The sequence below is a fragment of the Flagellimonas oceani genome (genome assembly GCF_011068285.1).
GTDB lineage: Bacteria > Bacteroidota > Bacteroidia > Flavobacteriales > Flavobacteriaceae > Flagellimonas > Flagellimonas oceani.
In genome coordinates, this window is the sequence record NZ_CP049616.1 from 3,359,585 (window position 1) to 3,381,543 (window position 21,959).

Sequence of the window (21,959 nt, forward strand, 5' to 3'; positions counted from 1 at the left end):
CCATGAAGAAAATTTTAAGTTTGATCGTAGCAGTAGTATTGGTTTTGGCATCATGCCAAAAAAAAGAGGAACCTGTTGAAGTATCTCCCGAGGAGTTCCATGCCTCTGTGGACAAAGTGATCGAAATAATGATCCATGATATATTCTCGCCCCCTGTTGCCAGTAGAATATTTGCCTACTCCAACATTGCGGCATACGAAATTATAGCCAAGAAAAGTGACGACTACAACTCCTTGGCCGGGCAGGTAACCGATTTAAAAAGTATCCCTGATCCTAAGAACAAGGAGAACATCAACTACGAAATGGCCGCCTTGATCGCCCATATGGACATTAGCAAGAGACTTATTTTTTCTGAAGAAAGAATGGAAAACTTCAGGGATAGTCTATATACCACATGGAAGGAAAAGAACGAAACCGTTTTTAATGCCAGCAAGGAATACGGGCTGGAAGTCGCCAACTTTGTTGGGGATTGGATGAACAAGGACAACTACAAAGAGACGCGAACAATGCCCAAGTTTTCCGTGGATTCCGATGACCCATCCCGCTGGCAGCCCACTCCCCCAGCTTACATGAACGGTATTGAACCACATTGGATGAAGATACGTCCATTTGCCATTGATTCCGCACAGCAGTTCAAGCCCGTTCCGCCTCCAGAATTTTCCATGGAAAAAGACTCCAAGTTTTACCAAGAAGTAATGGAGGTTTACGAGGTTAGAAAAAGTATGGTCGGCAAAGGTGATAAATCCGACGAGATTGCCATTGCACAGTTTTGGGACTGCAACCCTTATGTTTCCGTTACCCGAGGGCACTTAATGTTTGCCACTAAAAAGATTACTCCCGGGGCCCACTGGATCGGCATCACTAAAATTGCCGCAAGAAAAACCAATGCGGATTTTGCAAAAACGGTATATGCTTATACCAAGACTTCCATTGCCATTGCGGATGGCTTTATCAGCTGTTGGGACGAAAAATACAGAAGTAACCTAATTCGTCCGGAAACAGTGATCAACGAATACATTGATGACAGCTGGGAGCCCGTATTGCAAACCCCTCCCTTTCCCGAATACACGAGCGGGCATAGCGTGGTATCAGGAGCAGCAGCAATAGCTTTAACGGACATATTCGGCGACAACTTTACCTTTGATGATGATACCGAAGTGCCCTACGGTCTGCCCGTACGCTCCTTTACGTCCTTTAACCAGGCGTCAGACGAAGCTGCATTGAGCCGTATGTACGGAGGAATCCATTATCGTGCAGCCATAGAGGTTGGAATCAAACAAGGTAGGGACCTAGGAAAATTTATAGTCGATAAATTGGATATGACAAAAGGCTAATCCGTATTTTTGGTCCTTAGTTATGAAGAAGATTATCTCTATGATCCTTGCCCTTGTGGTAGGAGTGATTTTGTGGTATCTGTTGCTCAAGCCATCCGACTATATCATTCGCTTTAAGGCACATACCTTTCCCGGTGCAATCAACCAAAGTTTAAAGCATTGGTCTAGGAATTTGACCAATTCGGAAAAAATTAGTCAAGAAGAAGATTTATTCCATCTTTCCCAAGAGATTAAGTTTGGAGATTCTACAAACATTTATAATTGGGAAATTGAATCGATTACAGATTCAACATCTCATGTAAAAGTGAAAATTAGGGACAAAGAGCACAGTTTGATGAATAAAATACTAGTACCATTTTACGATACCGACTTTGAAAAAAGAAGCAGAGCAACCGTGCTGGATTTTATGCAAGAATTAAAAAAACACAAAGAGAGTTTCAAAGTTCGAATTGTTGGTGAAGAAGAGATTTCTACAAAGTACATTGCATATTTGCCCATAAAGACGACCCAACTGCAAAAAGCGGATGAAATGATGAGAAATTTTAGTTACTTGATGGGTACGCTAATTGAAAGTGGAGTTGAGTTCGATGGATTTCCTATTATTGAAATCACTAAATGGAATCGAGATACTGACAGTATTTATTTTAACTTTGGACGTCCGATTATCCGTTCCGAAAAACTTCCAATTGGTACAGACATACAATACAAAAGAATATTCAGAAAAAAAGCTTTGAAGGCTGAATACAACGGAAATTATATTACCTCGGACCGTGCCTGGTATGCTTTGTTAGACTATGCGCAAAAGAACAATATTGAGGTGGAGAATACTCCTTATGAAATATTTCACGACAATCCTCAAAATGAAGGAAATCAAATCAAATGGAAAGCGGAAATATTTCTACCACTTAAAGAACCTTATGATTAAGACGCTCTCCTTATTTTTTCTAATTGTATTACAAGCTTGTGCTCAAAACGTGCAGGTGACCGCTATGCGAGAATTGGGCAAATTGCCTTCCAGCCTTAAGGAAGTTTCCGGAATGGAAGTAGCGGCCGATGGAAATTTATGGGTAATCGAGGACAGTGGCAATAAGGACAAAATCTATAAAATTGACAAGGAAGGAAAAGAAAGGGAGTCCTTGAAAATTGACCATGCCAAGAACAGGGATTGGGAAGATTTGACCTCCGATATGCACGGAAACCTTTACATTGGTGATTTTGGCAACAACAAAAATGCTCGAGAAGATCTGGTCATCTACAAAGTGAACCAAGAGGAATTTGACAAAAAGGAACCTAATGCTAAAAAAATCGAGTTCAAATATCCCCAACAAAACGATTTTCCCCCGAAAAAAGATAGCCTGTATTTTGATACCGAAGGATTTTTTCACCTAAACGATCATCTCTACATTTTTACAAAAAACCGGACAAGGCCCTATACCGGAAAAACCTTGATTTATCGTATACCGGACAAGGAAGGGGAATATGAAGCTGAGTTTTTGGGATCCTTGTTCCTATGTGGCGACAAAGACCATTGTTCGGTGACCAGTGCCGATATTTCCCCTGATGGGAAAACGGTAGCCCTCTTGAGCTATGGTTTTGTTTTTCTTTTGACAGATTTTACCGTCCCGGATTATACCAAGTCATCCATCAAAATCATGGACTTGAACACTGATACGCAAGTTGAATCAGTCTGTTTTGAAAACAATAGCACACTTTTGATCGCGGATGAAGGGAACAAACACGGTGGGCAAAGGCTTTACCGACTAAAATTGGATTAAAATCCAAATCCAACACCAAAGGCAAACCGGAGCCCGTCAGAACTATTAAAAAGTCCCAAATTAGCGGAGAGCACATCGGCGCCGTTCAAAAACAACCCTCCTCCATAAGAGTTGTGCCATTTGTCCGAGTCTTCGCCCGGAAACCACACCCGACCATAATCAAACCCTCCATAAATTCCCGGGGTCACCGGTAAAATGCCCGTTTTGGTTCGTCTAAAGCTGTACCTTAAATCGGTGTTTTGATAATAAGCGGTTTTTCCAGTAAATCGTTGAAAACGGAACCCGCGCAACCCATTGTTTCCCCCTATACTGGCCGCCTGATAAAACTCGTACCCATCTCCAATAATAAATTGGCCCTTGAACTTTGTGGCCAGAACCAACCGACCATCGGCCGTAACCTTATGATCCACGGAAAACGAAGGAATGACATAGCCGAAAGACTTGGAATCATCCAAATTGGTCTTGAAACCTCCTTCCAGACCAAAGGCCATTCCCAAAGTTGGAAATGCCTCGTTATCGGTATTGGAATAGGTGTATTCCCCATCCACCCCGAAGAAACTCAGGTGGTTTTCTTTACCATTTTCCAGATAAAATTCATTAATAAACCTATCCTCTGTTTCCTCTATCTCGATATTTTCGTAGGCCAATCCCAATCTTACCTTTGATCCCAAAAATCCCCGCCATACCAAGGAGGGAGCAAATGTCAACGTTTGGATACGTACCCTGTTGTAATCGAGACCGAGGGGCTCTGCATCATCATTATTGACCGTTTCGTTGCCAAAACCAAAAAAGTTTTGGGTAAAATTGGGACTGGTAAACCTCGCTCTTATCTCCAAATTCACCTTGTTAAAAACATGGGCAAATTCTCCGCGGTATCCTAGATCAAAACCATCGGTCGCAAAGTAATAGGCCGCATTTACCGTGTGTTGTTGGGTAAAAGGGTTTTTTCTGAAACCGTTGAATGTGTATGTATTGGCCAGCCCTACCCTTACACCATCATCCGGATTAAACCCAATGGTAGGCAGCAACTGGTTATTGCTTCCCTTAATGTTTAAAAACTCGTAGGTGTTGGTGTCGTAATCATTCACCAATTTGATTTTTCCGCCATACGCTTCGTCCAATGTGTTTTTCTTGGCCTTAAAATCGTACACCAACAACTTTTTGGAGTCTTCGGAAATTTGGTAGACATCATTATTCTGTCCACCAACGATGCGCACCTTTATTTTTGAGGTTGCCGTACGGGCATCGAACACATCATCATCATCCAGACCATAGATCCATATTTCCTTGGTATAATCGTGGCTATAAATTTTACTAAAGAACATATCCGTATACTCCCCCCCTTTGATCCGATACCCCCTAACCTCAACATCACCATTGGGAAGCGAAACGATACTGAAATAATCGTCTTTATCCGTGCCCGTAATCACACTGTATTTGTTGAGAACGGCATAGTAATCCTGAGCAGTCTTGACCAAATTTGCCTTTCTGGCGAGGATTATCCTTTTTATATCGGTCAAGGTTTCGTCCCTGACCTCTTCAGGGAAGGCTAAAAATGCATCGTCAATAATCGCTCCGCTCAGGTTTTCCTGAATAAACTCGGCTTGTTCCATCCACATATCCAAAGTAGATGCCGATAGCAAGGCCATATCCAACGCAAAAGTCCTTGGGGAAGAGGTGAGCCCCTCGACACTTCTGACCTTTTCATGGAAGCCTTCAAAAATACGAAGTGCCGGAACTGCCCTGGAGCCAAAGTTCATGATAAGTCCATCTCCCCATCTCGAAAACACCTGATCTCTGTCCCGAGCTATGGGCTTATATACCTTGTTTCCGTTCTCAGTCTCAAATTCGGCCCATCGCCATTGATCAACGTGGCGGTCCCAATCACCTATTAAAATATCGAAAAGCCGTGCTTTTACATATTCTTTTTGATCAATGCTGTATTCCTCATCCTCCCTCAACTTTTCCATGAGGTCGTATGTGCTCTCAATCTTTTTGGTATAGCCAAAACTTTCCAAATTATCATGGTCGTCCGAGACATGCTCCTCGATCATGTATAGACCATCACCAAATTCAGTATTAAAATCGCCCAAAACCGACTGCTTCGGCACATAGTATAATTTGGGATTGGTATGGTACATTCCCAAGGCATCGGAAAGTTTACCTATGGTAAATGGGGCATAGGGATGCGCCCCGGTGTAAAGATCCAACAACAATTCCTGTGTGTAGGTATCCTGAAACTGTCCAATGATGTATTGGTCTTGAAAAGCAATGGCCTGCAGGTATCTTTCTGCGCTCTTTCTCAACCCCCGCATCACGTACTCCCTACCTTTTTTATCGGCCAATCGCAAGGAATTTGACTGGTTTCCCCCGCCCTTCCGAACAACGGTCAATCCCCCAAAAAGGGTATCCAACCGAACGGTGGGCGCCTTTACCTCGGTTCCATAGTATTTTCTGTACCGATCGCCCCACAATAATTTGTGAAACCCACTTTTTTGGACCTCTTCGGGAGCATATACCGACGCTGTTTTGAACGCCGGAAAATCGGCGGCCAGTTCAACGGTTTTGGTCGATGTGGATGGTGGGAGAACCTCTGTCCGGTACAAGGGTCCGTCGGTATCCGTACCATGAAATTCCACTTGGGATGAGCCATCGGTATATACCGTTAAGATGGCATATCCGTTCTTACCGGTCGAAAATTTACTGCCGTTCAATAAACGGGTCGATCCTGTTTTGGCCCCAGAACCGCTTACGATTTGCGGTTTTCCGTATTCCTCGATATACTGAAGGGTGTGTTCGTGCCCAGATGCAAAAATGATTTTGTCCGAATATTGGGAAAGGGTAAGCACCCGTTTTTTCAGTTCGTTGTACATTTTATTGGACAGGTCCTCTGTTGTTGCCCCCGATGTTTTTCTGAGCAGGTTGATGGCCGACCCCAACAAGGGCATGGGAACTTTGCCACCATTGGGATAGATTCCCTGTTTGAATGAAAATTGCCCCCCGTGCGAACCGTAGGAAAACATGGGATGGTGCATGGCCAAGAGCACTGTTCTGTCCCTGTTCTTTTTGATTATGCTCTCCAGTTCCTCAAAAAAGCGGCTTCTGGTCTTGATTTCGCACTCATCGTTCATGGTGGGGTGCTTGTCCCAATTTACGAGGTACCACTCCGTATCGATCACAACGACCAAGATTTCATCATTGACTTCTATCTCTTCAATAGGACAACCATTTTCCGGTTGAAATGCATCTTTATCGCCCAATGCATCCTCAATATATTCTTCTTCACGTTTAAGGCCCTTGAGCCCTTCCGTATACCAGTCGTGGTTACCTGGAATAAAAAGTTTTTGTCCTTTATAGTTTTCCAGAGTGCTCAATTGGGCGTCCAAATGATTCTTGGCCTCCAAATAGGCTATGGTAGAGTCCTTTTTATCGGGCAAACCTGCAGGATAAATATTGTCTCCCAAAAAAATTGCGGTACTGTTCGGTCCTGCCGTATCAAGAACCTTCTTAAATTTTTCCAAGGTCGGGTTCAACCCGCCCATGGGCGATTTGCCTGCATCACCTATCAAATAAAATGTATGGTCGACCTCTTTTTCGACCAAAGTATTGTAAGCCGAAAAAGGCTCTGCATATTTGGTCTCGTAGGTTGCACAGGCCGAGGCCAAGACCGCCAAAATAACAAAGAAGTAATGTTTTTTCATATACAGGAGGTTGATTCCAAAATTTTGTAATTTGGATGCTCTAATTTAGAACTATGTCAGAAATTGTTGAAAAAACCGAACACTTTGTTTCTGAACTACTTACAGAAAAATTGGATTCCAGATTTGTGTACCACAACTTGAGACATACCCAAAGAGTAGTCAAAAGTACTAAAGAATTGCTCAACTATTATAACCTTGGCGAGACTGAAAACGAAAGGTTGTTGCTGGCTGCTTGGCTGCATGATGTTGGCCATACCAAAGGCTGGGAAAACCACGAAGAAAACAGTTGCATCATTGCAAGGGACTTTCTCCAAAAAAACGGTTATGACCCCAAAGGAATCGAGGAGGTGTGTTCGCTGATCATGGTCACCAAAATGTGCAACGAACCATCCAACCTTATGGAAGGGATCATCCGAGATGCCGATACATCGCATTTTGCCAAAAAAAGCTATTGGGAGACCACCGATTTTTTAAAGGAAGAACTGAAAGCATTGGGGGTCGCCGATTATTCGAACAAGGAATGGCGGGACAAAAACATTAAAATGTTCCGCACCAAACATATTTTTTTCACTGACTATGCCAAGGAAAATTGGGAAGAAGGTAAACAACAGAACCTAAAAAAATTGTTGAAAGAAAAGAAAGAAGAAAAAAAGATAGCCAAAAAAGAAGCCTTAAAGGCTAAGTACAAAAATGAGAGCCCCGATAGGAGCGTTCAAACCCTGTATCGGGTCACGCTAAAAAATCATTTGAAGTTGAGCGATATCGCCGATACCAAAGCGAACATCTTACTTTCGGTCAATGCCATAATCATTTCTTTGGTGCTGGCCAATTTGTTGACAAAGCTCGATAACCCTTCCAACTCCTACATGATTTACCCTACATTGATTTTCATCATGTTCAGTATTGTTTCCATGGTACTTTCGGTATTGGCCACAAGGCCCAATGTTACGAGCGGTAAATTCACCAAAGAAGACGTGGAAAAGAGAAAGGTCAATCTCTTGTTTTTTGGAAACTTTCATAAAATGGAACTTTCCGAATATGAATGGGCACTGAAAGAGCTGGTAAAGGACAAGGATTATGTATATTCCTCCTTGACCAAAGACCTCTACTACCTGGGCGTTGTCCTGAACAAAAAATACAAAATACTGCGAATTACCTACAACATTTTTATGTTGGGCATGATCATCTCCGTAATCTCTTTTATAATTGCCTTTAGGTATTTTGGCCCGGAAAGGTTGATTTTCTAATTTAGGAGTTCAGTTCCTCCATTAAATCGTCGTAAGTATAGGTACGCTCCGATTTCTTGTCCTTTTGGTAAAGGATTTCTGCCCGTATGGCCTTTAGGCCGGATACACCCTGGACTCCTTCCAGCTCCACAATCTCGATATTGTTGGTAAAGTATCCTTTCGCTTTCAGGAAACTGATGTATCGCATGTATTCCTTTTCGTCCTTGCGCTGGGAGTACACAATGGCCAATTTGCCCTTTTGTGTCAAACGTTCGTTGGTCCCCTTGATGAATGATTTATCGATACGCTTTTTGATGACCTCGTACCTGGCATTATAGGTACCGTCAACATCAAAACGTTTTTCATCCATTCGGAAACGTATGGCCAATGATGTGCTGTACACCAAAACCAACGATGCCACATCCAACTTAACGGGCAAATGGGGCTTTAAGCTATAGTACTTGTTCTCCATTTCGCACATGACCTGAAGCTGCCATAACCTCAAATTGCTCAAAAACAGTTGACTGAACTCCTTATCCTTGGTAATTGAGCTACCAATGTACATATTGTGCTCCACCCCATCGGTCTTGTAGCGTTCAAAATAGTGCGGGAACATTTCTTGTGCTTCTTCCTGCCTTTTATCGAGTAGCGCCGCAAGCTTCATATTGGCTTCCATTACACTATTATCGTAATTTCTACGGTGATCGTAGTAGCTTTCGGTGGCCTTATCTATTTTTTGATTGTATTGTTGGAGCAGCCCAGCGATTTCTTTATCTTCTTTTTGAAGGTGGTTGAATACTGGGTCTACTTCTTCCTTCACAAAATCAAAAACAGCTTGCTCGGTATGGGTGTACAATGCTTCTTTTACCTCGCCCAAATAATTGTTCACCCTGAACATCAATTCTTCGTAAATAGGGAGTTTATATTTTTGAAAAGCGATATCCAGCACATCGTTGATCTCCGAGAGTTGGATCATTAAATCCCTTTGGATGGCTAGATTTCGCTCTTGGGCCGAATCCTTGATGTCAATTTGGCCATACAATGGGTAAACATTCTTGAAAACCACCTCCTTGAACACAGGTTCGTTGCCCGCCAGTTCGTCTGCCATAAAACGCTTGGCCTCTTCTTGGAATTTCCAATACACGGATGGATGGACCGAGGTACACTCATGCTGGATCACGGCATCTATTAAATTTTCTTCTTCCTCTATGGTTCGCATCACAGCGGCGATAATGTATGGCATCACATCATCCAACTTATTGGCATTGACACTGTTGAGCTCGTTCACCTTGCCCGAAACCAGCTCCAATACGCCCAAAAGGTTTCCGTTTACGGCAATCGGAGCCAAGATGGCACTTTTAATGCCCTGCTCCATCATGCTTTTATAGGGTTGGATCTCACCATTCGAACTTTTAAAATATTTCTCCACATTGGAAATGGCAAAATACTTGTTCTCCTTGAACAACTTGTCGTAGGTATAGTTACAGAAAATGGAATCACATTCCTCCAAATCCTTCCCATTAAGTATAAAGCTCTCCATGCCCTTGCCGTATATTTTGAAAAATCGGTTGGCATTGGAGTCATATCCGGAAAAACCTACCTTAATATCGTTAAGGTTAAAAAACGAGCGAAAGGTATCCTCAAAACTTTCCATAAAGGTCTCGTTGCCCCTTTGGGCACGGCCGATCAAGGTCGATTTGATCTCTGACACGGAATGCTCTGCGGTCACATCGAACATATTGGAAATTACAAATCCTTTGGCGATAAAGCTGTTGGGCGGAATCTTCTCTTTCCAAATTTTTAAATTATAGAAATTGTCCAGCAACTCGTCCACATCATCCTGCGTGAGTTCCTTGGCCTTTTCGGTGGGAATGATCTCCATAAAATCCGCATTGTACAGAATTCGGTACCTGCGCATCACTCCATTGGTATCGGGAATATCGTAAAAGAACGGGCGTTTAAAGTCTAAATTGTACCCATAATAGAACATTAAAATTACGGTACACCTCATAATATACCCAAACTCCGTGGGTATGTTCGTGATTTCCAGATCAAAATCCTCGCCTGCGTCCCTCAAAATCTTACGAAAACGTTCCGATGAGTTGAAGACCAGGCTTTCAAACGGTGTAGATGCCGTTTTGATCTCGTTCTTGGTCAAAATCGGAGCAAAAGAATCCTCCAAGATCACACTGATCACATCCTTGTATTTTTCCAACAAGGACAAATCGGTAAACCCATCCCTTAAAAAAGGGTAGGGAGCCTGTGTATCCAACACATATTTTGCCCTTGCGGCAATGTGTGGATGGGAACTGTTGAGCTGCTCATCGTAATGCTCCAACAATTTGTTGAAACTTACCAACTGAACGAGCGGGCTTTCCGAATTGAGGTCGTGCTTCATACCCAGATTAGTCGTGGTTTGAACAGCAAATTTACAAAAAGTAGGAATGCATACCCATTAATGAATATCTTTATGGACAAATCACCATTTTTTAGGATATTCAGTAAAAATATTTCATGTCCTCCTCAACCCGATTAGACAGAGCCTACAACAATGCTAAATCCGTCCCATTTGATGATGATTCCAAATTTATTTTTTTTAGTGATTGCCATCGCGGGGACAATAGTTTTGCCGATGATTTTGCCAACAATCGCAACATATATTTCCATGCACTAAACCATTATTATCGCGAAGGTTTCCAATATATTGAGCTTGGCGATGGTGACGAACTTTGGGAAAACATTAGTTTTGAGTCCATTTTTGAGGCCCATAAAAATGTATACCAACTTTTACGAAGGTTCCATTTGGAAAAGCGGTTGCACATGATTTGGGGCAACCACGATATGGTGTACCGCGACCCCGATTATGTAGATGAGCATCTTTCCCATTATTTTGAACCGATCGATGGTTCCGACAAGGAACTTTTTGAGGGAATCACCTATCACGAAGCCATTATTTTAAAGCATACGGAAACTGGGCAAGAGCTTTTTTGCACGCACGGCCACCAAGCGGATTGGTGGAACTATGTTTGTTGGCGCATAGGCAGGTTTTTGGTCCGGGTGTTATGGAAACCGCTCCAAGTCGTTGGTATTGCCGACCCGACAAGTCCAGCTAAAAATTACAAGGAACTTATCCGTATCGAGAAGCGCATCAAACGATGGATCCTAAAAAAAGATTTGCTCGTAACCTTGGCCGGGCATACGCACAGACCACGCTTTCCCGAACCGGGCCAGATCCCTTTTTTTAACGATGGTAGTTGTGTCCACCCCAGGAGTATCACCGGCATAGAGATTGAAAAAGGAAAAATATCCCTCATCAAATGGCACATTGACACCAAACCTGATGGTACGTTACAGATTGTTCGGGTTTTGCTGGAAGGTCCAGAAAAATTACAAGATTACATCTCGCCTTGAAAATGGAAAGTCTTGAGGCCATATTTGATCAAATCCCCATAAGGCACGACCTTGCGTCCCACCTCATGCTATTGGGCATTGTTCAAGGTTTTTTCCTGGCCTTTGTCATTTTTTTGAGGGCAAAAAGGAAGTCAGCCATCAAGTTGTTCGGATGGTCCCTCTTGGTGCAGTGCTTGGTTTTTTTGGATGTGTACCTCTGCTATACGGGTTTGATGAAATACACCATCCAATTTAATGATTCCACTGAATTTTTGGTGCTCCTTATCACCCCGACGCTCTATTTTTTCTTGTACACCTTGCTGGAACGAAAGCCCATTACCCTAAAAAAACATTGGCCCCACTTTGTACTGCCCTTTCTGTACGCGATTTCGCAAATCAACTATTATTTAAGCCCTGTCCAAGTAAAACTTAATGCCTATTTGGGGGCCTACCATCGGAATTTGGGCTTTTTGGAGGTTCCTGGGGATATGGACTATTCCTACCACTATATCAAAGATGAGTTCAGATGGTTGGTACTGCTCAGTTTTGCGTTCTATCTGATTTTGTCGCTTTTATTGGTGTTAAAAACAAGAAAACGGGGGTGGACATCACCAAAACACATCAAAGTGGACAAGTATATTTTTTCCAGAAACACCGTTATTTTCTTTTTTGTGTTGATGGTTTCCTTGTTCCTTATCTACTTGAATTATGATGATGATGGTGGAGATCATATCATCGGTATTATGCAAACCATTACCATCTTCATTACCTCGTTTTTTATACTCTCGGAATCCCGTTTTTTTGAAAAATCTTGGATTGCGGATAAGTATGAGACCCTTGCCAACAACTCCACTCAATTTGAATCCATTGAAGGTTTTGTGATGGCATCCCAGTACTATTCCAACCAAGATATTAGCCTAAAGAAAGTAGCGGACGAACTGGGCACCAATGGCAATACCGTGTCCAAACTCATCAATTCCGAAACTGGAACCAACTTCAACGATTACATCAATCAAAAACGAATTGCCTTGGCCCAAGAAAGGTTATTGGATGATGAATTCAAACAGCTTACCGTGGAAGCCGTGGGGCAGTCCGTAGGTTTCAAATCCAAGTCCGCTTTTTACAATGCCTTTAAAAAACATACCGGACAATCACCTTCCGCATTTATGAAGCAAAAAAGAGGCTAATTTCTCCATAATTGCAATTCAGGACGTTTCCCAAACCAGAAAACACCTTCGATTGAACCACACTCTTCATCTTTGAAAAAAATTTAAAAGGATGAAAACCACCATCAGGCGTTACGATTTGGATTGGCTACGTGTAATTGTATTTGCGCTGCTGATTTTTTACCACGTGGGAATGTTTTTTGTGCCATGGGGCTGGCATATCAAAAACAATGAGATTTACGATTGGCTCCGCTGGCCGATGCTATTCCTGAACCAATGGCGCTTGCCCATACTTTTTGTGATATCGGGCATGGGGACCTATTACGCCTTGGGCAAACGGAGCATGGGCAAATTTATGTGGGAACGTTTCCTTCGCTTGGGCATCCCTTTGGTTGCCGGTATGATATTGATCGTGCCCCCACAGGTATATTTTGAACGGATGGCGGAAGGGCAATTTTCGGGTTCGTACTGGGAATATTTTACCACGGTCGCTTTTGATGGTGTCTACCCCGAAGGAAATCTTAGTTGGCACCACCTTTGGTTCTTGCCTTACCTTTTGGTTTTTTCGTGGATTTTGGCGCCGCTATTTGTTTATTTGAGAAGGCATCAAACCCTTTTTATCGAATGGGTGAAGCGTTTGACTCAAAAAACCTGGGGCATCTATGCATTTGTGATTCCACTCTACTTTGTGGAATCCCTGGTTGAACCTTTTTTTGATGTCACTCACGCTTTGGTGGACGATTGGTTCAATTTTACCTTTAGCATCATCCTTTTCTTCTATGGTTTTATTTTGATAGCCACGGGAGAGGTATTTTGGCAAACAGTTGCCAGAATGAAGCAAAAAGCACTTGCTTTGGGCATCCTCTGTTTTTCGGGACAATTGATTATTTGGCTATTTTTTGAAGATGGCTACGTAATTCATTTTACGGAAGCATTGTTGAAGGTCACGAATATTTGGTCTTGGATATTGGTGCTCTTTGCCTATGCCGCACAATACCTCAACAAACCCAGCAAAGAACTCGCCTATGCGAACAGGGCCGTTTACCCCTTCTATATTTTGCACCAGACGGTCACCGTTGCCATTGGCTATTATCTGATGGATTTGAACTGGAGCTTTGTGCCGAAAGCATTCATTTTGGTGGTAGGGACATTTGGGGTCAGTTGGTTGATCTATGACTTGATCATTCTTCGCATTCCGTTGTTGCATCCGCTCTTTGGACTTAAAAAGAAAAAGCCCGCTAAAACGTAGCGGGCCATTCCATTTCATACTTATTAGAAGTAATAAGACAATCCTAAAAAAACATTGGACGAATCCAAACCAAAATCAAAACCATTTGAGGTAGTTTCTGCTCCGTTGTTTTCGGACTTACTCGTAGAATATTGTAGAATGCCAAAGGAAGATTCCAAAGCCAATTTTTGGGAAACGAAGAAGGTAATCCCCGGCCTAAATGCCACATAAAACTGATCCGCTTCAGAAGTGGACCTATTGGTTTCATCGGTAATGTTCTCGGACCAAGAACCGGTATACCCAGCCTCACCCTGAGCATAGAACAACAAATTTTTTCCCCAACTATAATACTTTCGGACATAAGGTGCAAAAGTAAAGGCCTCCGTTTTACTTTCTGATTGATTGAAATTTGGTTGTTGATTCAAATCATTTTCAACTTTTGTTCGATTATAACCGGTCCTTAGGCCGACCATCCAATTTTCCGAGAAAGCATAGCCCACTCTAGGAAATAGTCCGACCGAAAACCTATCCGTTTCGATAGAAGATGCATCGCCTTGTGATTCGGAACTGTAACTATTCAGATTGGCATCAACTCCCAAATTCCAGGTCCCTTTGGGGATTGTTCGTTTGTCTTCATCTGAATTTTGGGCTTGAATTGTTGCAAAGCCCAGCAATAGGGCAAAAAATAATACTCTTTTCATTTTAATTGGATTTTAAGGTTAAAGCTGAACAGTATCAAGTTTTATTCCCCGTTTTCCTAAAAATTATTATTTGGCAAGACTTTAACGAGTCGTTTATTTTTATCGATTTAACGGCAATTTATAATGCTGATGGCAAGGTATTTGCTAAATTTATAATTGGATTTTTATCCGCGTTGCGATGAAAAAGAAGATTTACATTGTTTTGGGAGCAGTTTTGTTCAGCTTGCCAATGTTTGCACAGGGCGATTTGCCCACAACCCGACCATTGAAGATTGGCGACAACAACAAACTCGATATAAAAGCAAGCAACCAAGGCACATCACTTCGTATGCCTTCGGTACTCGACGAAAACCTTACCTCCAAAAACGAAAAGCCCGGCGTAAAAATGTTGCCGGACAGGGAACTCCTGCAGGCCGGTCACGATATGGTGATAGACCCCAAAGTGATGGAAAAGCGTGAAAAAGGGGCCAACGAACACTTCGGAGATCAATATTTGGGCGATTTTAAGACCACTGCAAAATTTGTGGGCATTGTTGCGAGGGATCATGAGTATGTGGACGGTGACCGTATCAAAATTTATGTCAATGGAGAAGTAGCGGAATACAATTTGCTTCTTTCAGGTTCTTATAGAGGAATCAACCTAGATCTTGTTGAAGGTTTCAACCGAATTGAATTCGAAGCCCTCAACCAAGGTTCTTCCGGCCCAAATACTGCACAGGTTATAGTAACGGACGATAAAGGTGTCGTTATCCACAATAACCGCTGGAATTTATCCACAGGTTCCAAGGCCAGCCTCATTATTGTAAAAGAAGAGGATAGCAATGTCAAAAAAAAGTAACTAAGTTTCTCGTTTAGTATTTCTCACCTGGGGAATAGGTGGCTTTTGCACGTTTCAACACATCATCCTTATAATACGCGGCATCCTTAAACTCCATATCGGCGTAGCGTTGGGCTTGATCATCAAAATGTGGTGAATCCGGATCGCCGCTCTGACCCCCTGCCAATATGGTTTTTGCCCTTACCTTATCACCGAATTCCACGGCTGCCACAAAACTGTTGCCCCGTGTACCATAGATTTTTTTGGTATTGTTGTCATATCTAGCGCCATACGCGGCCAAAGCACCCCATGTTCCACTGGCAAAACCGATTGGGATACTGGGTTTGTCATCATCAAAAGGTTGACGGATATACCCGTTTAAACGCTGGTAGCGATTCACCTCGCCCCAAGGCATTTTCCAAGTACCGAAATCTTTTTGAAGCTTGGTCAACGTTTCTTGAAACATATCCAGTTTTTGTGCATCGGGCCAATCACTGCCCCAATATTGCACCCATTGCATGGAATACATCCCTTCGGGTCTTTCTGCTTTTGCATAACAAAGCGTACCATAATAGTGAGCCAAGGTCATGGCAATGGACTCTTTGGATGTTGTAAAATCCCATTCCCGTAGCACTTCAATCGACTCTTGCAGTTCTGGATACGCTTTTGTATTCTCGTTATAAGCCCTCACCAACCCGGGAATCAAGGCTTCAAAAGCAGGCAGATATGGGTCGTGTGCCATTTCAATCAATCCGTCCAACGTATAACCACTACGATCGGTCAACAACCCAATGGCGTGAATGCCCCTAAAATTTTCCTGATCTCTGGACATATAATTGGGGTAATCTTCACGCTTTGGGCTGAACTCCAAGGCCGAAGTATAGGGCGTGGAATTGCAATTTTGAATCCAACCATTCGCTGGATTCAGCACCAAAATATTTTCATCGACGGTATGTAGACCTTGCCAATCCGTTTTGGGATTGCTCCCATCCACTGGTTCGGTATAATCAAAAATGGTATCGCGTTTTGGCACAAAATTACCATGGAAATAGGCAATGTTCCCTTCGGCATCGGCATAAACGGTATTGTTGGACGAATTGGTCCGGATGTCCATCATTTTTCTAAAACCATCATAACCATCCTGTTTGGTACGGATGTAGGATTGCTCCAGTGCTTTTACAGGTTCCCACATCATAGCCGAAGCAGTCCATTGGTCGTCCACTTGATGGGTAATGGGCCCGTGATGCGTTCGATACATCGGGAAGGTTTTCTGCTTCATACTTTCCCCGTCCTTATATTTTAAGGTGACCGAACTGGAATCCACAGGGCGCAATTCCTCCCCGTACTGATAGAACAGTTTGCCATCATTTTTAACAATGGTTTCCTTGAACTCATCCATCACATCGGTATAGGTAGAGGTATGCATCCAACCCGTTTTCTCGTTGAAGCCCTGATACACAAAAAACTGACCCCAAGTCACCGCTCCATAGGCATTCAAACCTTCTTCGCTGACCACGTGCACTTCCCCCCTAAAATAAAATGAAGTGTGCGGATTGATCAGCAGCATCGCATTCCCGGATTCCGTCAATTCCCCAGAAATGGCGATGCCATTGGAACCTTGCGGCTCGGCCATTTCTTCTTCTTTTTTGAGCTGAAGGGCCTCCATTTCGGGCAATTCCATACCGCTCTCATAAAAACTCTTGATTTTTCTTGTGGATATACGCTCAATATCCCCTCCAATGGAGCCTTCGCTAAAATACATGGGCATCCAAGGCTCGAAACGGGTCAATAATTTCGGCTTTACCTCCGGATGGGTGTGCAAGTAGTAATTGATTCCATCCGCAAAGGCATCACATAGTTCCTTTAACCACGCTGGACTGTTTTCGTAATTGGCCTTGGCCTCTTCTTCCGTCATAAACAATTTGGCACGAAGGTCACTGTACAGCGCCTCTTCCCCTTCCACTTCGGCCAATCGCCCCGTGGCCCAAATATAATTTTGTTCAACCCTGTTAAAATCATCCTCGCATTGTGCATATAGCAGACCAAAAACGGCATCGGCATCTGTTTTTCCATAAATATGTGGTACGCCAAAATCGTCTCGGATTATGGTAATATTTTCCGCTTGTGCCTCCCACTGTTCCACCTCGGTACGGGGTTTTTCAGCACAGGAAATGAACAGGAATAATACGGCAAGGATTGTAATTCTCATTTAGGGAATCGGTTTAGTTAGTTTTTGTGAAAATACGGGAAATCGGGAACAATTACCAACTTCCACTGGCGCCACCACCACCAGAGCTCCCGCCTCCGCCAGAGAAGCTGCTGGACGAACCGCTCCGGGAACTGGATCCAAAGGAATGGGTGCCCGAAGAGGAAAAGGTTTTCTTTATATAGGTCTTGTCGGATTTAAAAAGCGACAGTTTAAAGTCTTTGTCCCCTTTCTTCCTGATTTTTAGGATTGCCAAGAGTACGGTGATAACAATAAATGTCAAAATGACCCCAAAAACCCAAGTGAAATCTTTGGCCATTCCATTCAACAAATCATCATAACCAAGCAACATGGCCATAAAAAACAGGGGTATTCCAATAAAGACCAATCCAAAAATCAATGGAAACATCATGAAAATTCCCATGAACACCCCTCGTACCACTGCCAGTTTTCCAGTAAAAATGCCCCGGATTATTTCGATAACCGTGGAATAGCCCTTATAAAAAACGAATCCCCCTGCGGCTACGAACATCATCAAAAACAAGCCAATAATTATATATAACCACCAAGGCACTTCAGCCTCGGCATCTATCTCCGCTTTAAACTCGTCCAATGCTTCCGGATTGTTCAGGAATTCGATGATCTGATCGGTGGCCAAATCGATTCCCTCAAAGTAATTTTCTTCCTTAACTCTGGGAATCATGGTGTTTCGGATAATACGCGATGCAACGGCATCGGTGATATAAGGTTCCAAACCATAGCCCACCTCAATTCGCACTTTCCTATCGAGTTCCGAGAACAGAATCAATACGCCATTGTCATCGCCGGACTGTCCCAATTTATTTTGATTAAAGACCATCAGTGCATACTGTTCAATAGTCTCGTTCCCTAAATCATCAATGGTCAAGACCACCAATTGATTGGTGGTTTCCGATTCAAATTGATACAACTTGGTGCGAAGTTCTTCAAGTTGTGATGGGGTAAAAATCTGTGCATTGTCCGTAACGATTTCGGTCAATTTGGGATACTCTAGCTGTGCCGCGCACAGCGAGCAAATCAAAAAAATAAGACCAAAGCATTTCGTTTTTAGCATAATTTTTCAAATTTGGAACCTCTAAATATAGCATTTGTATTCTTTCCATACTCAAAACACTATCTGTGCAACATCCTTTTAAATTGATGTAACTTGCAAACTCTTTCTAAAAAAAAATATGCCCGATAAAAAAGTAAGCATCCTCACCGCATTTAAAACCATTATTTGGCCCAAACGCAAGCTCGTTTTTATTGGCCTTTTTTTGATTGCCGTCAGCAAAGCGGCCAGTTTTGTGGCGCCGATTGCCTCCAGATACCTCATCGATAACGTTATCGTGAACAAAGATGTGGATATGCTCAAATATCTGGTCGCCGGGGTTATGTTGGCCATTTTGGTACAGGCGGTCACTTCCTTTTTATTGACCAAAATTTTAAGCGTTCAGGCGCAATATCTGATTTCAGAACTGCGGGCTCAGGTGCAGAAAAAAGTGCTGGCATTGCCCGTTCGCTTTTTTGATAATGCAAAGTCGGGTGCTTTGGTTTCCCGAATTATGTCGGATGTTGAAGGAGTCCGGAATTTAATCGGCACCGGTTTGGTGCAACTGGTCGGTGGAATCATCACAGCGGTGGTTTCTGTGACATTGCTTATGAAAATCAGTGTGTTTATGACGCTTTTCACCTTTATTCCGCTGACCATTTTTGCCATCATCGCTTTAAAAGCATTCAAAATCATCCGCCCCATTTTCAGAAATCGCGGCAAGATCAATGCTGAAGTTAAAGGCAGATTGACGGAAACCTTGGGCGGAATCCGCGTCATTAAAGGTTTTAATGCCGAAAAACAGGAAGAAGAAGTGTTTGAAGTGGGAGTGGAACGTTTGTATGAAAATGTAAAAAAGAGCTTGACCACTACCGCTTTTATGACCAGTTCCTCCACCTTTTTATTGGGTGTGGCTACCACGAGCGTGATGGGTTTTGGTGGGTATAAAATCATTCAAGGCACCCTTACCGTAGGGCAATTTGTGGAGTTTACCGTGTTGTTGGGTTTGATGATTGCCCCCATTGTGCAAATGAGCAGCGTGGGAAGCCAATTGACGGAGGCCTTGGCCGGCTTGGACCGCACCGAGGAATTGATGAATCTGGAAGAAGAATCGGACGAAGAAAACCGAAACATCGTTTTGGATAATGTGGTCGGTAAAATGTCTTTTTCCGATGTCTCTTTTTCCTATGAGGAAGACAAACAAGTCCTGCACAGCATCAGTTTTGATGTGGAACCCGGGCAGGTTATCGCTTTGGTCGGGAGTTCCGGTTCGGGCAAATCCACCATTGCCGGTTTGGCCGCCAGTTTTTTAAACCCAGATTCGGGGAAAATTACCATTGATGGGCACGACCTTTCCAAAGTAAATTTGAACAGTTTCCGTCAGCATTTGGGCGTTGTGCTGCAAGATGATTTTTTGTTTGAAGGCAGCATTCGGGAAAATATACTTTTCCCACGACCCGATGCCAGTGAAGAAAAATTACGCGAAGCTGTGAAAGCCGCCTACGTGGATGAATTTACCGATCGTTTTGACAAAGGTTTGGATACGCTTATTGGGGAACGTGGCGTTAAGCTCTCGGGTGGTCAGCGCCAGCGTATTGCCATTGCACGGGCCATTTTGGCCGACCCAAAAATATTGGTTTTGGATGAGGCCACATCAAGCTTGGATACCGAATCCGAAGCACTTATTCAAAAAAGTTTGGGGGAGTTGACCAAAGGCAGGACCACTTTTGTAATTGCACACCGACTGAGCACTATTCGCAAGGCGGACCAAATTTTAGTGATTGAAAACGGTCACATACTGGAACAGGGCACCCACGAAAAATTAATTGCTTCCGAAGGAAGATATTACAATCTGTTTACCTACCAAGCAAGGATTTAAGCTTCCTCAGGAGCGAGTTCAACTTCAAGACCATCCAAGTCTTCCGTAATATGGATTTGGCAACCCAAGCGACTGTTGTCCTTCACAAAAAAGGCTTCGGCCAACATTGCTTCCTCGTCATCCGACTTTTCCGGAAGCTCATGGTCGGATTGCACATAGCATTGGCAAGAAGCGCACATTGCCATCCCACCACAAATTCCGATGGTTCCCTCCGGAGCAAGTTCGTAGGAACGAACCACTTCCATCAGGTTCATGTTCATATCTGTTGGTGCATCCACTTCGTGCGAAACACCTTCACGGTCGGTTATCTTTAGCTTTATATCACTCATAATCTTTCTAGGGACACCCCTAAAGTCCCCTCAAGGGGACATTTATACTAATAATTAATCAATTGCTTTGACCACCGCTTTCGGCGCTTCTTTTTTACTGCCATCAAATCCTGTAACACCGCCAACGGTGGTATACTTCATGACATATTTTTTATCGGGGAATATTTTTTGATAGGCACTTTGGCACATCAACGTGGCTTCGTGGAAACCGCAAAGGATCAATTTTAATTTCCCAGGGTAGGTATTGACATCCCCAATGGCATAGATACCAGGGATATTGGTTTGGTAATCGTACGTGTTATCCACCTTGATGGCATTTTTCTCTATTTCGAGTCCCCAATTGGAAATGGACCCTAATTTTGGTGATAATCCAAACAACGGAATAAAGTTATCTACCTCGACATCCTTTTCTTCGGATGTGGCCGTGTCCTTAACGGTAACTTTCTCCAATTGGCTTTCTCCCTTGAGCGCAACCACTTCGGCGGGGGTGATCAAATTGATTTTGCCCTCATTTTTGAGCTGTTGTACTTTCTCCACGGAATCCAAGGCACCCCTAAATTCGTTTCTGCGGTGAACCAAGGTCACTTCTTTGGCAATATCGGCCAAAAAGATGGACCAGTCCAAAGCGGAATCTCCTCCACCTGCGATCAACACTTTTTTGCCTCGGTAGATTTCCGGTTCTTTGATCATGTAGGCCACTCCGTTGTCCTCATACTTTTCCAGGTCCTTCAACAATGGCTTTCGTGGTTCAAAACTTCCCAGGCCGCCAGCAATGGCAACTACGGGAGCGTGATGCTTGGTTCCTTTGTTGGTTGTGACGATAAATGACCCATCTTCCAATTTCTCAATGGTCTCGGCACGCTCGCCCAGGGTAAAACCGGGCTGAAACGGTTTTATCTGCTCCATGAGATTGTCCACCAAATCGCCCGCCAATACTTCGGGATAACCGGGAATGTCGTAAATGGGTTTCTTTGGGTATATTTCCGAACATTGTCCGCCTGCTTGCGGCAATGCATCGATTAAATGACATTTGAGTTGTAAAAGGCCGGCTTCAAAAACAGCAAAGAGACCCGTAGGTCCCGCTCCAATTATCAGAATATCTGTTTTGATCATATACTAGGGGTTTTGGCGCGCAACT

Annotated in this window: 16 protein-coding genes; 9 read left to right on the forward strand and 7 right to left on the reverse strand. The window is 43.2% G+C overall.

From position 1 onward, the window contains the following. Positions 1-2: 2 nt before the first annotated feature. From GVT53_RS15210 to GVT53_RS15220, 3 genes are read left to right on the forward strand one after another with little or no spacing between them, the layout of a single operon-like run. Positions 3-1,334 carry a vanadium-dependent haloperoxidase gene (locus GVT53_RS15210; RefSeq protein WP_166249349.1) on the forward strand — a complete coding sequence of 444 codons (1,332 nt, stop codon included), beginning with the start codon at positions 3-5 and terminating at the stop codon, positions 1,332-1,334. A gap of 22 nt (positions 1,335-1,356) precedes the next feature. After that, a complete protein-coding gene (locus GVT53_RS15215; protein WP_166249350.1) occupies positions 1,357-2,259 on the forward strand; it encodes a GyrI-like domain-containing protein in 903 nt (300 codons plus the stop codon). Next, positions 2,252-3,109 (forward strand): NHL repeat-containing protein, encoded by an 858-nt coding sequence (locus tag GVT53_RS15220; protein WP_166249351.1) that lies wholly within the window; start codon positions 2,252-2,254, stop codon positions 3,107-3,109. Before GVT53_RS15215 ends, GVT53_RS15220 begins: the two co-directional genes overlap by 8 nt. Here the strand turns inward: GVT53_RS15220 and GVT53_RS15225 are convergent. Then, positions 3,106-6,810, reverse strand: coding sequence for a metallophosphoesterase (locus tag GVT53_RS15225; protein ID WP_166249352.1), 3,705 nt, complete (start codon positions 6,808-6,810; stop codon positions 3,106-3,108). The genes GVT53_RS15220 and GVT53_RS15225 overlap by 4 nt on opposite strands. Before the next feature lie 53 nt (positions 6,811-6,863). On the opposite strand from GVT53_RS15225, the gene GVT53_RS15230 reads away from it, so the two are divergent. Continuing rightward, complete coding sequence (locus GVT53_RS15230; protein WP_166249353.1) at positions 6,864-8,057, forward strand: Pycsar system effector family protein; 1,194 nt, start codon at positions 6,864-6,866, stop codon at positions 8,055-8,057. 1 nt (position 8,058) lies between these two features. Here the strand turns inward: GVT53_RS15230 and GVT53_RS15235 are convergent, their stop codons facing one another. After that, positions 8,059-10,434, reverse strand: coding sequence for a GAF domain-containing protein (locus GVT53_RS15235; RefSeq protein WP_166249354.1), 2,376 nt, complete (start codon positions 10,432-10,434; stop codon positions 8,059-8,061). A gap of 116 nt (positions 10,435-10,550) precedes the next feature. On the opposite strand from GVT53_RS15235, the gene GVT53_RS15240 reads away from it, so the two are divergent. The 3 genes from GVT53_RS15240 (at position 10,551) to GVT53_RS15250 (ending at position 13,841) form a co-directional block, all read left to right on the forward strand. Further along, positions 10,551-11,447 carry a metallophosphoesterase gene (locus GVT53_RS15240; RefSeq protein WP_166249355.1) on the forward strand — a complete coding sequence of 299 codons (897 nt, stop codon included), beginning with the start codon at positions 10,551-10,553 and terminating at the stop codon, positions 11,445-11,447. Positions 11,448-11,449: 2 nt separating this feature from the next. Then, entirely contained in the window at positions 11,450-12,613 is a 1,164-nt protein-coding gene (locus GVT53_RS15245; protein ID WP_166249356.1) for a helix-turn-helix domain-containing protein, read from the forward strand. 91 nt (positions 12,614-12,704) lie between these two features. Next, positions 12,705-13,841 (forward strand): acyltransferase family protein, encoded by a 1,137-nt coding sequence (locus GVT53_RS15250; protein ID WP_205791712.1) that lies wholly within the window; start codon positions 12,705-12,707, stop codon positions 13,839-13,841. 23 nt (positions 13,842-13,864) lie between these two features. On the opposite strand, the gene GVT53_RS15255 is transcribed toward GVT53_RS15250, so the two are convergent. Continuing rightward, positions 13,865-14,521: an outer membrane beta-barrel protein gene (locus GVT53_RS15255; protein ID WP_166249357.1), complete on the reverse strand. Its 657-nt coding sequence runs from the start codon at positions 14,519-14,521 to the stop codon at positions 13,865-13,867. Between the two features lie 178 nt (positions 14,522-14,699). On the opposite strand from GVT53_RS15255, the gene GVT53_RS15260 reads away from it, so the two are divergent. Continuing rightward, positions 14,700-15,359, forward strand: coding sequence for a hypothetical protein (locus tag GVT53_RS15260; protein ID WP_166249358.1), 660 nt, complete (start codon positions 14,700-14,702; stop codon positions 15,357-15,359). A 13-nt stretch (positions 15,360-15,372) separates the two neighbouring features. Here GVT53_RS15260 and GVT53_RS15265 read toward each other — a convergent pair whose 3' ends face one another. Next, complete coding sequence (locus GVT53_RS15265) at positions 15,373-17,547, reverse strand: acylase (RefSeq protein WP_166249359.1); 2,175 nt, start codon at positions 17,545-17,547, stop codon at positions 15,373-15,375. 52 nt (positions 17,548-17,599) lie between these two features. Beyond that, entirely contained in the window at positions 17,600-18,637 is a 1,038-nt protein-coding gene (locus tag GVT53_RS15270; RefSeq protein ID WP_166249360.1) for a TPM domain-containing protein, read from the reverse strand. Positions 18,638-18,755: 118 nt separating this feature from the next. Between GVT53_RS15270 and GVT53_RS15275 the strand changes: the two genes are divergently transcribed. Next, positions 18,756-20,492, forward strand: coding sequence for an ABC transporter ATP-binding protein (locus GVT53_RS15275; protein WP_166249361.1), 1,737 nt, complete (start codon positions 18,756-18,758; stop codon positions 20,490-20,492). Here GVT53_RS15275 and GVT53_RS15280 read toward each other — a convergent pair. Then, positions 20,489-20,821: a 2Fe-2S iron-sulfur cluster-binding family protein gene (locus GVT53_RS15280; protein WP_166249362.1), complete on the reverse strand. Its 333-nt coding sequence runs from the start codon at positions 20,819-20,821 to the stop codon at positions 20,489-20,491. The genes GVT53_RS15275 and GVT53_RS15280 overlap by 4 nt on opposite strands. A gap of 54 nt (positions 20,822-20,875) precedes the next feature. Next, positions 20,876-21,934 (reverse strand): NAD(P)/FAD-dependent oxidoreductase, encoded by a 1,059-nt coding sequence (locus tag GVT53_RS15285; protein ID WP_166249363.1) that lies wholly within the window; start codon positions 21,932-21,934, stop codon positions 20,876-20,878. Positions 21,935-21,959 lie beyond the last annotated feature (25 nt).